At 73.6% G+C, this 15,755-nt stretch carries 9 protein-coding genes; 4 read left to right on the top strand and 5 right to left on the bottom strand.

Annotated features, from left to right (window positions below):
* Positions 1-238: 238 nt before the first annotated feature.
* Both lhgO and ACFY0I_RS08160 read right to left on the bottom strand, forming a co-directional pair.
* Positions 239-1,459 (bottom strand): L-2-hydroxyglutarate oxidase, encoded by a 1,221-nt coding sequence (gene lhgO, locus ACFY0I_RS08155; RefSeq protein WP_388891761.1) that lies wholly within the window; start codon positions 1,457-1,459, stop codon positions 239-241.
* A gap of 19 nt (positions 1,460-1,478) precedes the next feature.
* Positions 1,479-3,083: a sporulation protein gene (locus ACFY0I_RS08160; protein ID WP_388891764.1), complete on the bottom strand. Its 1,605-nt coding sequence runs from the start codon at positions 3,081-3,083 to the stop codon at positions 1,479-1,481.
* A gap of 644 nt (positions 3,084-3,727) precedes the next feature.
* Between ACFY0I_RS08160 and ACFY0I_RS08165 the strand changes: the two genes are divergently transcribed.
* Complete coding sequence (locus tag ACFY0I_RS08165) at positions 3,728-6,022, top strand: asparagine synthase-related protein (protein WP_388891767.1); 2,295 nt, start codon at positions 3,728-3,730, stop codon at positions 6,020-6,022.
* Between the two features lie 365 nt (positions 6,023-6,387).
* Here the strand turns inward: ACFY0I_RS08165 and ACFY0I_RS08170 are convergent, their stop codons facing one another.
* On the bottom strand, positions 6,388-8,364 hold the full coding sequence (locus tag ACFY0I_RS08170; RefSeq protein ID WP_388891770.1) for a sigma-70 family RNA polymerase sigma factor: 1,977 nt from the start codon (positions 8,362-8,364) through the stop codon (positions 6,388-6,390).
* A 522-nt stretch (positions 8,365-8,886) separates the two neighbouring features.
* A complete protein-coding gene (locus tag ACFY0I_RS08175) occupies positions 8,887-9,663 on the bottom strand; it encodes a TetR/AcrR family transcriptional regulator (protein ID WP_388891773.1) in 777 nt (258 codons plus the stop codon).
* 342 nt (positions 9,664-10,005) lie between these two features.
* Between ACFY0I_RS08175 and ACFY0I_RS08180 the strand changes: the two genes are divergently transcribed.
* The gene (locus ACFY0I_RS08180) at positions 10,006-11,424 is read left to right on the top strand and encodes an NAD(P)/FAD-dependent oxidoreductase (protein ID WP_388891775.1); all 1,419 of its coding nucleotides are present in this window, start codon (positions 10,006-10,008) and stop codon (positions 11,422-11,424) included.
* Between the two features lie 157 nt (positions 11,425-11,581).
* Positions 11,582-13,312: a SpoIIE family protein phosphatase gene (locus ACFY0I_RS08185; RefSeq protein WP_388891845.1), complete on the top strand. Its 1,731-nt coding sequence runs from the start codon at positions 11,582-11,584 to the stop codon at positions 13,310-13,312.
* A 65-nt stretch (positions 13,313-13,377) separates the two neighbouring features.
* On the opposite strand, the gene ACFY0I_RS08190 is transcribed toward ACFY0I_RS08185, so the two are convergent.
* Entirely contained in the window at positions 13,378-14,673 is a 1,296-nt protein-coding gene (locus ACFY0I_RS08190; protein ID WP_388891848.1) for an MFS transporter, read from the bottom strand.
* A 123-nt stretch (positions 14,674-14,796) separates the two neighbouring features.
* Between ACFY0I_RS08190 and ACFY0I_RS08195 the strand changes: the two genes are divergently transcribed.
* Positions 14,797-15,333, top strand: a complete 537-nt coding sequence (locus ACFY0I_RS08195) for a MarR family winged helix-turn-helix transcriptional regulator (protein ID WP_388891778.1) — start codon at positions 14,797-14,799, stop codon at positions 15,331-15,333.
* Positions 15,334-15,755 lie beyond the last annotated feature (422 nt).

Here is a 15,755-nt window from a genome sequence, read left to right on the forward strand (position 1 = left end):
GCGGTGGGCGCCCCCCGGGGGGGGGGGGGGGGGGCCCGGGCGGGGGGGGGGGGGGGGGGGGGGGGGGGGGGGGGGGGGGCCCCGCCCCCGGCGCCCCCCCCCCCCACCCCCGTAGCCCGGGCGCGTCCCTCGGGTCGACCTTCGGCGTGGCCCCGGCCCCGACCTGCGGGTTCGTCGCCCGGTGTCGGGCTTCGGGTCCGTCGTTCGATTCCGTCACCGTCCCGGCCGGGGGCTCGTGTCAGGCCTTGCGGAGGGTGTGGAGGGCTCGGGTGGCGACCTCGCGGCCGATGGGGAGGGAGGCGGTCGCCGCAGGGGAGGGGGCGTTGAGTACGTGCACCGTGCGGGGGGCCTCCCGGATCAGGAAGTCGTCGACCAGGGTTCCGTCCCGCAGGACCGCCTGCGCGCGGACGCCGGCCGCGGCCGGGGTGAGGTCCGCGGCGGTGACGGCCGGCAGCAGGCGGCGTACGGCCTCGGTGAACGCCCGCTTCGACAGGGAGCGGCGGATCTCGCCCGCCCCGTACCGCCAGTGCCGCGCGCCCATCCGCCAGGATCCCGGCCAGGCCAGCTCGGAGCCGATGTCGCGGGGGCGGACGGTGGACCAGCCGTAGCCCTCGCGGGCCAGCGCGGGCACCGCGTTCGGCCCGACGTGGACGCCGCCGCCGATGCCCCGGGTGAGGTGGACGCCGAGGAACGGGAACGCCGGGTCGGGTACCGGGTAGACCAGGCCCCGGACGAGGTCAGGGCGGGCCAGGTCGTAGTACTCGCCGCGGAACGGGATGATCCGCATGCCCGGGTCGTCGCCGGCGAGGCGGGCGATCCGGTCGCACTGCAGGCCCGCGCAGTTCACCAGCACCTTCGCCCTGACCACCAGGCCGGACGTCGTGCGCACCGCCACCGCCGAGGGGCGCCGGGAGATGAGGTCCACCGCGCCGCCGTAGACGATTTCCGCGCCCGAGGACTCCCCGAGCTGCGCCGCCACCCGTCCGTAGTCGACGATGCCCGTGGTGCCGACGTGGATCGCGGCGAGGCCGCGGACCTCCGGTTCGTACGCGGCGATCTGCGCCGGGCCCAGTTCGCGGACGGGGATGCCGTTCTCCCGGCCGCGCTGGACGAGGGAGTGCAGACGGGGGAGCTCGCGCCGCTCGGTCGCGACGATCAGCTTGCCGGTGACCTCGTGCGGGATGCCGTGCTCGGCGCAGAACTTGACCATCTCGGCGGCCCCGCGCACCGCGAAGCGCGCCTTGAGCGAGCCGGGGCGGTAGTAGATGCCGCTGTGGATCACCCCGCTGTTGCGGCCCGTCTGGTGCCGGGCGGGCCCGGCCTCCTTCTCCAGGACGACCACGCGCGTCCCCGGGGCCAGGCGCGAGAGGGCATGCGCGGTCGACAGGCCGACGATCCCACCACCGATCACCAGCACGTCGCAGTCCACGCTGACACCTCCCACCCCTGCATACTGCACCCCGCCACCGACAATGCGGCTACGCGGGTGTCACCAGCAGCGGCCGCGCCCGCTCGCGGAGCTCCGCGACGCGTGGTTCGTCCCCGTACGGTTCGAGCCGGTGCAACAGGTCCCGTACGTACTCGTTCGTCCGGGCCGAGGAGATCCGGCCCGCGACCTCCACCGCGCGGGTACCGGCCGCGCACGCCGCGTCGAGGTTGCCCGATTCCAGCTCGGCGACCGCGCTGACGACGAGGCGCAGCCCGTGCGAGCGCGCGTACTCCTCGGTGGGGCGGGACAGGGCCTGTTCGGTGAAGCGGCGGACCTGGCGGGGGAGTTTGAGGTCCCGGTAGCATTCCGCCGCATCCGCCGCGAAACGGTCGTACGAGTAGAAACCGAGCCAGGTCGGGTCGCCGTCGCCGTCGCGGGAGCGCTCCAGCCAGCCCTCGGCCGCGCGCAGCGCCGTCCCGGCGGCCGCCGAGTCGCCCGCCTTCGCGTGCGCCCGGGCCTCGACGAGGTGGAAGAAGCTCATGGTGCGGGCGGTGGCGAGGCCGCGGTTGCGTTCCACGGCGGCCTGGGCGAGGTCCACGCCCTCGTCCGGGAAGTCCCGGTAGGTGGCCTGGAGGGACATCGAGGCCAGCACGTAGCCGCCGAGCGGTACGTCGGCGGCCGCGCGGGCCAGCCGCAGGGCCTGGATGTAGTAGCGCTGGGCCGCCTCCTGCTGGCCGGTGTCGAAGGCCATCCAGCCGGCCAGCCGGGTCAGTTCGGCGGTCGCGCCGAAGAGCGCCCGACCCACCTCGTCGGTGTAGGAGCCGAGCAGCAGCGGTGCCGCGTCCATCCGCAGGCATTCGGGGACCATCGACGAACGCCAGTCCCCGCCGCCGTACTTGGAGTCCCAGCGGCGCGCCTCCTCGGCGGCCTCGCGGAGCTTCGTGACGTCACTGTGCCCGACCCGCTGCGGGGAGCCCTCCGCCGGCGCGGCGCCGGCCGGGGCCGCCGTCGGCGCGGTTTCGCTTCCGGGCGGTGCGGGCACAACGTCCTGCGCGGGGAGTACGGCTGCCGGCCGGGTCGGGGCGGGCTGCCGGGTCGCGGTGGCGGGGCGCGCCGTCGGGGCGGGGCGAGGGGCGCCGGCCGCGCCGGGCGGCGTACCGGATTCCGGTGCCGGGCCCGGTTCGCGCGCCACGGAGCTGTCGGCCGGAGATATCAGCCAGCGCGAGGCGGGCGTCGCGTACGCCGACACCGCGAAGGATCCGGCGAGGGACTGCCAGATCCCGCCACCACCGCGCCGTCCGGCGAGGTCCAGCCGGTAGAGGTCGGTGGCGGAGCGCACGGCCGCGCCGATGTCGCGGGGGAAGGCCAGTCCGACCTCGGGCGCGGGATCGGCGTCCGCCAGCCCGATCTCGTGCAGCGGCACCGGCCGGCCCAGCTTCGCCCCGATGGCGGCGGCGATCAGGTGCGGGGCCGCGCCCTGCGGCACCATCCCCTTCGACACCCAGCGGGCGACCGAGGTCTTGTCGTAGCGAAGCGTCAGACCGCGCTGTGCGCCGAGGTCGTTGACCCGCCGGGCCAGCCCGGCGTTGCTGATGCCCGCCAGGGCGAGGACGGCGCCGAGCTTCTCGTTGGGCTCGCGGAGCTCCCTGGACATGCGCCACCCCTCGTCACACGCGGAACGCAGACGCCGCCGGGGCATAGGCGCCCGGCATTTCGTAAACCCAGCGTAGTTCCCCGCCTCCCAAGCGTTAAGGCCCCGAGTTCCGTATGGCGGGATTGTTGTCCGTATGCACAGTCGGGGCGGGGCCGGGGCGCGGGGCGCACGTGTCAGTCCGTGCTCCGGCCGTGTGGCCGTGCGCCCGGCCGTGCGCTCTGGCCCGTGCCGGGGCCCGGCGATTCGATGTGCGGTGCGTGGGTCGGCCCGCCACGTGGACCAGGTGGGCCGGGGGATGCCGCTACCTCAATCCCCGCGGGTGGCGGAACGGTCCGGGGGGTGGATCCCGCCTCCCGGGCCGCGCCCACCGCCGAAGCCGGCAGCGGCGCGCGCACGTACTCAGTACGGCCGAAGAATGGCCGAAACCGACCTATGGGGCGGTGGGAACGGAACGCCAAATACCGCGTGGCCGGGGCGTATTCGTTTACATGTGCGCCCCCCGAAGTCACTCTCGCACGCCCATCACGTGGCAGCATGGACCCCGAGCCACCCGGGGTCCCGCCGGCCGCGCCCTCAGCGACGACAGCGTCGTCCGATGCCGTGCACCGCCCCGGTCATTTGCCCACAGGCTGGGGGAGGCGGCGGTGCGCTGGTTGGTCGGCTGGAGCAGTATCGCCGCGAGCTTCGGCACGGCCGGGCGCGTCTCCGGCCAGGGAACATCGGGTGCGTACGGAACACCGCCGGGCGCGTACGGGGCTTCGGGCGGGCGTGACTCCGCCGCCAACGGCCGTGGCCCGTACGAGGACCGGACCCGCGGCGGCATCGCGGACGCCGCACACCCCGACGACCCCGCCGCCCAGGACGCCGACCGCACCGTCCACCCCGTCGGCGCCCAGCTCCTGTGGGGCGACCCCGACCCGCTGTGGGCCGTCGGCGACTGGCGCCCCGACGAGATCCGCACCGTCACCGCCGACCCCGCGGACCCCTTCACCCGCCTCGCCGTCCTCGGCTGCTGCGGCGCCACCGACGCCGAGCTCAGACGCGCCCTGTACGCGGCCCGCGGCGGCGCACTGCGCCACCTCACCCAGTGGTCCGGCAGCTACACCGCCGTCGTCCAGGCCGGCCGCCGCATCACCGTCCTCGGCGACCTCGCCGGCGCCCGGCCCGTGTTCTACACGCCCTGGGCCGGCGGAACCGCGTACGCCACCGCCGCCCTCCCGCTCGCCGACCTCATCGAGGCCCAGCTCGACGTGGGCCACCTCGCCGCCCTCCTGGCCTGCCCCGACAGCCCGGAGGCACTGGGCGACGGCACACCGTACGCGGGTGTGCGGCGCATCCCGCCCGGCCACACGCTGATCCTGCGCGAGGGCTCCCGGGAGATCACCGGCTACGAACCCGTGGCCTCCCTCGCCGTGGCCACGCCCGAGGCCGACGCCGAGCGCGCGGTGGAGGGCGTACGGGAAGCTTTGGTCGACGCGGTGCGCGCCCGGCTCACGGCCCCCCGGCATGCTCCCGAAACACTTGTTCCCGATCCGGGACCGGTGCCCGGAATGGGTCCCGCCGACCGGCGTGCCGCCCGCGGGGCCCCCGCACCCGGTGTGGGCGCCGACCTGTCCGGCGGCAGTGCCTCCGCCACCCTCGCCCTGCTCGCCGCCGGCATGCCCGGCGCGCCCGGCACCATCCCCGGCTCGGGCTCACGGCTGCTCGCCGTCACCTTCAACGACCTCGCCACCCCGCAGGGCCGCGAGGCCGAACTCGAACGCGCCCACGCCATCGCCGCCAACCCCCGGCTGCACCACGTCGTCGTCGCCGCCGCCGAGGAAGCCCTCCCCTTCGCGGAACTCGACGGTCCGCTCACCGACGAACCCGGCCCCTCCCTCGTCGTCGCCGCCCGCGAACGCCGCCGCCTGGCGGCCGGCTCCGCCGACCACTTCGTCGGCCACGGCGCCCGCCAGGTGCTCGACGCCCACCCCGCCCGGATGGCCGACCTCCTCATGGACCGCCGACGCCGCCACCTGCTGCGGCCCGTCGCCGCGCTCGCCCGCTCCGCGTCGGCCTCCGGCGAGTCCCTACTCGTCCCGCTCACCGTGTACGCGGCGGCCCGCCGCCTGGCCCGTACGCCGTACCGCGCGGGCATCGAGGCCGCCGCGGCCCGGCTGCGCGAGGGGGCCGTCGGGGGCAACCCGAGCAGCGCCGTCGACGCCTCCCTCGCCGCCCTCACCTGGTCCCGGCCCGGACCCGCGGCGGCCTGGCTGACCGGTGAGGCCCTCGCGGAAGTATCGATCCGTCTGGGCGCCGCCGCGGGGCGCCCACCGTTCTCCCTGCGCCCCGGTGAGGCCCGCGCCCGCTCGGTGCTGACCCGGCACGCCGCCGACCACCGGGTCTTCGAGCAGGCCGTGGAGGTGCGCAGCCAGCGCCTGCACGCGCCGTTCCTCGACAACCAGGTCGTACGGGCCGCGCGGGCGCTGCCGGAATCCCTACGGGTGCAGCCCGGGGCCCGCGCCGCGATCCTGCGCAGCGTCCTGGCCTCCACCGGCGTACGCGAACTGCCGCCCGGCTGGGGGGTCACCGAGCACGCCCCGAACGAGACCGCGACCCGCCTCGGGCTGCGCGCCGCCCTCCAGGAACTCCTCGCGCTCTTCGCCGCCCCGCTGCTCGCCGACGCGGGTCTGATCGAAGCCCGCGTCGTGCGTCAGGCCCTGCTCGACGCCGCCGACGGCCGGCCCGTGCCGCTGGACGGGCTCGCGGAACTCGTCTCGATGGAACTGTGGCTCCGCCGCCTCCTCGCCCGTCGCGGCACCTGCTGGACCGGCACCTCGACCCCGCGCCGGCGCGCCGTCCCCGTCCTCGAGACCCCGCTCGGCCGGCTCACCCCGGGCGTCCCCCTCCGTCTCCGCTCGGCCGCCTCCGACCCCCTCCGCAGACCGGCGGACCGCTGAGCGAACACCGCTCCGGCAGACTCCGCCCGACGCCACGAGCAGGGGCGGGCCCTTCTCCGGACAGGGCCCCACGAGGCGTTCCTCGTGCGCCGGCTGGGCAGTCACCCCGGCTGGGCGGTCACCCCGGCTGGGCGGTCACGTGAGCGCCGGACCCACCGGCGGAGCGCCGCCCGCCGACGTGATCCTCGCCGAGCTCCACGGGATCGCCCGCCCGCGGCGAATTCCGCTCATCGCGCTCATCCCGCCTTCCTGCGGTCGCGGTACCGGACCGTCACCACGAGCGGCAGCGGCTCCACGTCCCCCGGAGGGGTGCCGGCGCCCCGACCCCGATCGCCTACGTGCCCCCGAGGCCCCCGCCGTCCGGCTCAACGGCAGCTGATCACCGCGTCGGCCCAGCTCGCCAGCGTCGGCAACCTCCCCTGTCCGACCTGCTCCACCACCAGCCGCAGCGCCCCGCGCCCGGCCAGCGACACGTTCACCGCCTCCGGGGCGTCCCCGTACCCGAGGACGCCCGACCGCCACAGCCGCTGCCCGTCGCCGTAGACGGAGAACCGCAGCGTGCCGTCGGTCAGCAGCGACAGCCCGTCCACCCCGGCCCACGCCGAGAAGGCGGTGCACCGGCGGTTCAGGGTGATCTCCACCGAGGAACGGGAGCTGACCGTGATGCCCTGCCCGAACCGCTGCCCCCCGATTGCCGGCCCCCACCGCTGCCACACCCAGCTGCTGCGCCAGGTCTCCAGCTCCGGACCGCGGTGCGCCCCGTACGCCGAGTGGCCCAGCCGGGCCAGCGGGAACCCCTGCGGGGGCTGCGGCGCGGGGGTGGCCGGCGGAGTCGGCGAGGGCTTCGCACGCGTCGGCGTGGGCTTCGGAGGGGCGGTCACCGGGGCCGGCTTCGAAGCCGAGGGCCGCGCCGGAGCCGGGGCGGAGGCCGCCGGGGCGGGGGGCGCGCTCGTACGGCGCGGTGGTACGGAGGCCCGCGCGGCCGGAGCCGGGGCCCCCGCCGGAGTCGACCCGGGCGGCGTGGGCGACGGGCTCGGCTTCGGCACCACCGGCACCGCCGGCGCCACCACCCCGGGCGACGGCTTCGCCCGGGCCTGCTGCTCGGGCTCGTCCCCGGCCAGGGCGAACACCACCCCGGCGGCGGCCGCGACCGCGATCCCGGCCGCGATGGCGGCCTTGGCCGGCAGCCCCAGCCCCTCGGAGACCGCCGCGCCCCCGGCCCCGGCACCCGCGCCCCCGGTCCCACCCGCACCGGCGGTCCCGGCCCCGGCCGCCGTGCCCGCACCGGCCGCTCCCGCTCCTACTCCCGCCGACGAACCTCCCGCCGCGGCGGCGGCCGCTCCGGCCCCGCCCGCGGCCACGGCCCCACCGGCCACCACCCCGGCCGCCTTGACGGCGTACCCGGCGGCGAACCAGCCGATGACCGCGACCGGCAGCAGCGCGGGGATCCCGGCGTTGACGTCCTTCAGCTCACCGGCGGCGATGCGGCACTTGGCACACTCCTCCAAGTGCTTGCGCAGCCCGCGCTCCGCCCGCACCCGCAGCCCGCCCCGCGCGTAGGCGCCCAGCCGGTCCGCGTACCGGGCGCAGTCCCCGCCCGAGCTGAGCGCGGAACTCACATGGGCCTGGAGGTAGGCCTGCTTGAGGCCCTCCCGGGCCCTGCCGGCCAGTACCGCCGTCGCGTTGGGGCTCAGCCCGAACAGCGGGGCGATCGCACTCGGCGAGGCCTCCTCGACGGTGGTGTGCCACAGCACGGCCTGCCACCGCTCGGGCAGGCTCCGGAAGGCCTGCATGGCCAGCGACTGCTCGGCCTCGTGCATCGCCCGTACGTCCGCGCCCAGTTCAAGGGTGTCGGACCCGCCGAGCCCGGACGCGGACTCGGTACCCGCCGACTGCTCCGCGAACAGGGCGAAGTCCTCGACGAGGTGCTCCCGCTTGGCGGTCCTCGCCCACGCCGCCGCGACCCTGCGGACGGTGGTGAGCAGGTAGGCCCGCACCGACTGGTCCGGCCCGGCCCCGCCGCGCACCGCCTGGAGCGTGCGCGCGAACACCTCGGCGGTCAGATCGTCGGCGGTGTGTCCGTCGCGGCAACAGGTGCGCGCGTAGCGGCGGACGGCGTCGGCGTGCCGACGGAAGAGTTCCTCGTACGCGCCGTCGTCACCGCCACGCATCCGGGCGACCAGGTCCGCGTCGGACGGGGGTAGATCGGCGCCGCCCGCTACCGGGGCGGCATGCCGGCCGTGTGGTTCGCGCTGGGCCGGTACCTGACGGGCGGGCAGGCTCCCCGACTCGACCTCGCCACCGGCGCCACCGCGAGACTCGTCCCGCCCGTCAAAGCTCATCGCGGAAGCCCCCGCACGCCACACTCAACCGGTACACCGATCCAGCGTGGCACACGCCGAAGGCACCCCGACCCGCTCCGAGCGGCATCCACTCATCCGGGCAAGATCAGGCGAATCACCGCGCCGATCCTCACTCGTTCGAGCGACGGACCGTTCGAGTAACTCCTTTGACGTGCCACCCGTCCCGCAGGGCGGTCCCGGTGTGCCCTCCCACGGCGGGGGATCCGCTGAGTCCGAAACCCATCGGTGCGAACCCGCCGACCCCGATCCTTCAGAGGCAGCACCCCGACCACATACCCCGGGCAGGCGCAGCACCAAAGCCCCGCCGCCCACCGCGCCAGGCACCCGACGCGAAGCCGTCAGCCCCCACGCCCAGCGGCGGGGTGAAGCGCCCGAGGCCCAAGCCCCCGACGCATCACCCCGCTCACGCCGCAACCGCATCCCCGGGTCCGAAGCGGGCCACCGCACACCACTCGGAAGCACCGCGCCCGGAAGCACCGCCCCCGGCGAAACCGCGCTGCCTCACACCGTCCGGGAGCGCAGCCCTTCGAGCAGGATGTCCAGCAGTCGGGCCGAAGCCGCGGCCTGCTGGGCCGGGTCCGGCAGCGCCGGCGCCGCCGTCGCGATGACCAGCAGCACATCGGCCACCGTGACATCGGCACGCAGCTCACCGGCCTCCCGGGCACGGTCCACCAGGCGTCCGACGACCTCCAGCAGCGCACCCGCGCCGGAGTCGTCCGCCAGCTCGTCCTCGACGGAGTGCCGCGCGCCCACGACCCGGAGGTCGGGCGTCCCGCCCGCGACGGCCTGGCGCTGGTGCGGAACACGCGCCGTGTCGGCCGGCGCCTCCTCGGCCCCGTCCTCCCCGTCCGCGTTGACCCGCAGGATCTGCGGCGGCAGCAGCCGCCCCGCACCGGAGGCCACGGAGGTGCGCAGGAAGCGCGACAGCGCCTGCCACGGCTCCTCCTCCTGGCCCAGCGCGGACTTGGCCTGCTCGGTGAGCCGGGCGGTCTCCTCCTCCGCTATGCGGCGGACCAGGACGTCCTTGCTCGGGAACCGCCGGTATACGGTGCCGACACCGACGCGGGCGCGGCGCGCCACGTCCTCCATCGGAGCCCCGTAGCCCAGCTCGCCGAATACCTCGCGAGCCGCGCGCAGGACGTGTTCGAGGTTGCGCTGAGCGTCCACGCGCAACGGCGTCGAGCGGCCCACCCCGTGGGTCGTCGGGCCCGCCATCACGCGGCCGCCGCTCTCGGCAGACAGAGCGGTGGCAGAACCATGGAAATCGGAAATGTGCATATGTATCCCCCGGTAATCATTTGTCTCCCCCCGGAGACACTCCCCGCCTTCGCATCGAGGGGGGCCACGGTCATGAGGGCCCTGGTCCTACTCCTCGACGAGATACGAACATAGTTGAGCCAGAGTCAATTCAGAAGGGGCAGCCCCGGACCGGCCGCCGCCCGATCGGAGCATTGACCCCCACTTTTCCCCAGGAAGCCCCCGGAATCTCCGCCTCCGCACACGCTGACCTGCGGACCTTCACTCCCTTCAGGCCCCTGCGGCAACCCCGTCCCGGCACCCCCACCGGTCACACAATTTGACGGGCCTGTGGACAAACTCCCAGCCACGTTGCGTCATGGGATGGTGAAGGCTGCTAACTCCCGGGGCGACGCCCCCGGTACCCCGCCCCGCACGCGCATCCTCATCGTCGGCGGCGGCTACGTCGGCATGTACACGGCCCTGGGCCTCCAGCGAAAGCTGAGATCCGGCGAGGCCGAGGTCACGGTGGTCACACCGGAGCCCTACATGACCTATCAGCCCTTCCTCCCGGAGGCCGCCGCCGGCTCGATCTCACCCCGCCACGTCGTCGTACCGCTCCGGCGCGTCCTCGACCGCTGCCGCATCGTCATCGGCGAGGCCAAGAGCATCGACCACGCCAAGCGCACCGCGACCATCACCACCCTCGCCACCGCCGAGGAGGGCACCGGCGCGATCGAGATCGAGTACGACGAGATCGTCCTCGCGCCCGGTTCGGTCTCCCGCACCCTCCCCATCCCCGGCCTCGCCGACTACGCCATCGGGTTCAAGACCGTCGAAGAGGCCATCGGCCTGCGCAACCACGTCATCGAACAGATGGACATCGCCTCCTCCACCCGCGATCCGGCGATCCGCGACGCGGCCTTGACCTTCGTCTTCGTCGGCGGCGGATACGCGGGCGTCGAAGCCCTCGGGGAACTGGAGGACATGGCCCGCTACGCCGCCCGGTACTACCACAACGTCAAGCCCGAGGACATGAAGTGGGTGCTGGTCGAGGCCAGCGACCGGATCCTCCCCGAGGTCGGCCCGGAGATGGGCACCTACACCGTCCGTGAACTCCGCCGCCGCAACATCGACGTCCGGCTGGAGACCCGCCTCGACTCCTGCGAGGACCGCGTCGCCGTCCTCAGCGACGGATCCCGTTTCCCCACCCGCACCGTCGTCTGGACCGCCGGCGTCAAGCCCCACCCCGTCCTCGCCGCCTCCGACCTCCCCAGGAACGAACACGGCCGCCTCATCTGCACCTCCTTCCTCACCGTCAAGGACGTCGAACACGCCTGGGCCGCCGGCGACGCCGCCGCCGTCCCCGACATCACCGCCGCCGAACCGGGCCACACCTGTGCCCCCAACGCGCAGCACGCCGTCCGTCAGGCCAAGCAACTCGCCGACAACCTCGTCGCCGCCCTGCGCGACGAGGTCCTCACCGAATACGCCCACAGGTACGTCGGCTCCGTCGCCTCCCTCGGTCTCCACAAGGGCGTCGCCCACATCTACGGGCGCAAGATCAAGGGCTACCCGGCCTGGTTCATGCACCGCGCCTACCACCTCAGCCGCGTCCCCACCTTCAACCGCAAGATGCGCGTCCTTGCGGAATGGACCCTCTCAGGTCTGTTCAAGCGGGAGATCGTCTCCCTAGGCTCACTCGAACACCCCAGGGCAGAATTCGAACTCGCCGCAGGCGGAGGCCCGGCACACCACAAGCCCCGCCCCGCCCCCGAACCCCCGCAGGACAGCCAGGGCTGACGTTGTCAGTGCGGTCCGCCACACTGGACGTGTGACCATAGGTGCGCTCACACCTGCACAGAGTGACCGTGCGGGTGCCCGTGCACCGAACGACACGTCCAGAGACCGACCACGAGCGACACAGCGACCACTTGCGACACCACGAGGCTTGAACGCAGTGAACTTCACGCGCTGGAGCGCCCGGTTTCCCGGAACGCAGCGCCGCGCCGCCGCGCGGAACGAGCACGCCGCCGCCCAGGCCAAAAGGGGTGAGGGCTCCGTCCCGGCAGCCCGCGGCGCCGCCGCCCACCCCCTCACCCCACCGGAGGGCAGCCCCACCGACGCCACGGTGTCCGGCACCGGGACGGCGCCACTGGCCGCCGTCCCCGCCCTCGACGAGCTATCCGTACGCGAGGTCCTCGGCCTGCTCCCGGCCCTGGTGGCGCTCGTCCACGGTCCCGAACACCGCGTCGCCTACGTCAACGACGCCTACACCGCCGGCTTCGGCCCCCGCACCCCCGGCTCCCCCGCCCACGAGGCCCTCCCCGAACTCGGCGAACTCGGCCTCCTCGAACTCCTCGACCAGGTCCAGCGCAGCGGCAAGCCCCGCACGGCCAAGAACCGCACCGCCCCCGGCGGCGGCAGCTCCTACACCGTGACCTGCACCCCGGTCGACTTCCCGAAGGCCGATGCCGACGGCCCCGACGACCCGGGGCAGAGCGGGATCCTCGTCCACCTCGCCGACGTCACCGACCACGCCGAAGCCGTCGACCGGCTGCGCGTGAGCGAGCGCCGCCAGCGCGAGGCCGCCGTCACCCTCCAGCGCTCCCTCCTCCCGCAGGAGCTGGAACAGCCCGACGACCTCCGCATCGCCGCGACCTATCAACCCGGCGGCACCGAGGCCGCCGTCGGCGGCGACTGGTACGACGTCATCACCCTCGGCGCCGGCCGGACGGCCCTCGTCATCGGTGACGTCATGGGCCGCGGCGTCCGCGCCGCCGCCGTCATGGGCCAGCTCCGCACCGCGGTTCGCGCCTACGCCCGCCTCGACCTGCCGCCGCACGAGGTGCTCCAACTCCTCGACGGCCTCGCCGCCGAGATCGACGCCAGCCAGATCGCCACCTGCGTCTACGCGGTCCACGACCCCAACGAGGGTCTCCTCGCGTACGCCTCCGCCGGCCACCTCCCGATCCTCGTCCGCGACGAGGACGGCACCGTACGCCGCGCCGCCGACCCCACCGGCCCGCCGCTCGGCACCGGAGGCTGGCTGCACACCTCGGGCACCATCGCGCTGGGCCCCGGCTCCACCGCCGTCCTCTACACCGACGGCCTGGTCGAACGTCGCGGCGAGGACATCGACGAAGGAGTGGCCACCCTCGAACGCGCCCTCTCCGGCGCCCAGGGCACCCCCGCCGTCGTCTGCGACCGCCTCATGCGCGCCCTGGGCGTGGACGCCGACCACGACGACGACGTCGCCGTGATGGTCCTCCAACAGCCCGCCCGCACCGGAGCAGACGCCGAGCTCTTCCACAACGCCGCCCTCGAACTCCTCGGCGGCATCGAGGCGGCCCCGCGCGCCCGCGCCTTCGCCCAAGGCGTCCTCGCCTCCTGGCGGTTCCCCGTCGAGCTGTGCGACCTCGGCGTACTCGCGGCCAGCGAACTCGTCGCGAACTCCCTCCAGCACGGCACCCCGCCCATGCGGCTGCGCCTGCGCCGCACCGACCGCCGCCTGATCGTCGAGGTCACCGACGGGGACGACCACCTTCCGCGTCGGCGCCGCGCCGAACCGGCCGACGAGACCGGTCGCGGCATCTCCATCGTCGCCACCATCGCCTCGTCCTGGGGCTGCCGCCGCACCCCCGGCGGCGGCAAGGCGGTCTGGTGCGAGTTCGCCCTGCCGGACAAGTAGCCGCCCACACGAAAGGCCCCGGTCCACCGGACCGGGGCCTTCTCTTCTTGCATCCTCGAGTACGACTACACGTGCGCGGGCTCCGAAGCCACGGCCTTCGCGACGCTGGCGGCCGGACCGCCCTGCGCCACGACCCTGCTCAGCGACGGGTTGTCCTGCACGGGGCTCAGCTGCTTGCCGAGCCGCAGCGCCAGACCGGCGATCCCCAGCGAGACGACCACGAACAGCCCGATGTAGAGCATCGGGATCCCCGCACCGAGCGGCACACCGAGCGGCCCGAGCGCCAGCGCCATCTGCTTCACCAGGGCGAAGGCCGAGTTGTACTGCCCGACCGAGCCCTCCGGAGCCAGATCGGCCACCAGCGGAGCGAGCGTCGGCGACAGCATGGCCTCACCGATACCGAAGAGCGCGTACGTCGTGATGAACGCGGCGGCGGCCATCATCGCGCTGCCGTGCCCCAGCCCCGAGAACCCGGCGATGATCCACGCCACGGTCCAGATCAGCCCGACCAGCGCGATCACCCGGGACCGACGCCGCTTCTCGACGAGCCGCAGCACCACGAACTGGGCGATCACGATCGCACCCGTGTTGGCGGCCAGCGCGAACCCGAGCGTGGACGGGGATATCCCGGCGGCCTCGGTACCGAAGGCCGCCAGACCCGACTCGAACTGTCCGTAGCAGGCGAAGAAGAGGACGAAGCCCAGCACGCACAGCTGCACCATCGCCTTGTGTCGGAGCAGCCGCTTCCAGCCGCCGCCGACCGGGGCCGCGTCCTTCTGCGGCATGGCGTTCTGGAGGCCCGCCACCTGCGGCATCCGCACGGTGGCGATGACCGCGGCCAGCACCAGGAACATCACGGCCTCGATGCCGAACAGCAGGGTGAAACTACCGGGCCGGCTCTCGTCGACGATCTGACCGCCGACGAGCCCGCCTATGCCCAGACCCAGGTTCTGCAGGAAGAACTGCAGGGCGAACGACCGCGTCCGCGTCGCGGGGGTGGAGCACCACACGATCATCGTGGCGAGCGCCGGCTGCATGACGGCCTGCCCCGCACCCAGCGCCAGGGCCGACAGCAGGATCGGCACGACCCCCGTCGAGAGCCCGAGCGCGAGCGCACCGACGGAGGCCAGGACGGCCGCACCCATGACCACGGGCACCGGACCACGCCGGTCGATGACCCGTCCGGTGAAGGGCAGCGCGACGAGGGCTCCCAGCGCGAACGCCACGAACGCACTCGTGGCAGCCATGGAACCCAGATCTCGCACCTGCGCCACGTAGATGTAGAGGAACGGAACCGTGAAGCCGATGCCGAACGCGGTCAACGCGTTCCCGGCCTGGATCCGCCGCATCGCAGCGCCCATCACCTTGGTCACTTTCACCACCTTGATAACTGAAGCCTGAAGACTTCATCCCTAAAGTTCGATCCTTAACTCTACACATCGAAGGAGTTAGATGCCAATGGGTCTCGTGCCATACTTCGACGCATGGGTGACACCCCCGACGGCACTACGCCCGTCCACGAGCCGAGCCTCGACGAGCAGATCGCCGTCTACCAGCGCGAGTTCCAGGACCTCGACCCCCAGGTCGAGAAGGTGGTGTCGGCGCTGAGCCGGCTGAACCGCCGCATGAACGTCGCGTACGGACGCCAGACCGCCGCCCTGGGCATCAGCAACGCCGAGTGGGAGGTCCTCAAGGCCCTCGTCATCTCCGGCTCCCCCTACCGGATGGGCCCGAGCGAGCTCGCGAAGCAGCTGGGCCTCACGCCGGCGGCCATGACGCACCGGATCGACCGCATGACCGCGGACGGCCTGGTGACCCGCGAGCGCGACGAGTCCAACCGGGTCCGCGTGATCGTGGAGCTCACGGACGAGGGCCGGAGCAAGTGGCTGGACGCGATGCGCGCGGCCACGGTGTTCGAGGAGGACCTCCTCCAGGACCTCTCCACGGCCGAGCGCGCGATCCTCGGCGACGTGCTCACCAGGCTGTTGGACCGCGTGGAGGACCTCCAGTCGAGGAGCTGACCTCCAGGGTTGACACCGACCCTGCGGGTCCGTAAGGTTCTTCGAGTTGTCCCAGAGCCGAAAGGTTCTGGCGTCAACGAATCCCGCCGCCTCGTTGCGGCACCCAACTCAGCAGGATCTCCCACCGGGAACGAATTCGGCATGTCCGAATTTCTTTCCGAAGGCCCGATTATCGGTTGCCGGGGAAATCAGCTAGAGTTCGGGAGTCGGAAGGGCCCAACAGCCCGGAAGACAAACCCCGCTGACTGGGAGTCAGGCCCGAAAGAGTCTGATAGAGTCGGAAACGCAAGAACAGAACAGAACGAAGCCCGGAGGAAAGCCCGAGAGGGTGAGTACAAAGGAAGCGTCCGTTCCTTGAGAACTCAACAGCGTGCCAAAAATCAACGCCAAAAGTTGATACCCCGTCCACTTCGGTGGATGAG

This window comes from Streptomyces sp. NPDC001568 (assembly GCF_042893755.1).
Taxonomy (GTDB): Bacteria; Actinomycetota; Actinomycetes; order Streptomycetales; family Streptomycetaceae; genus Streptomyces.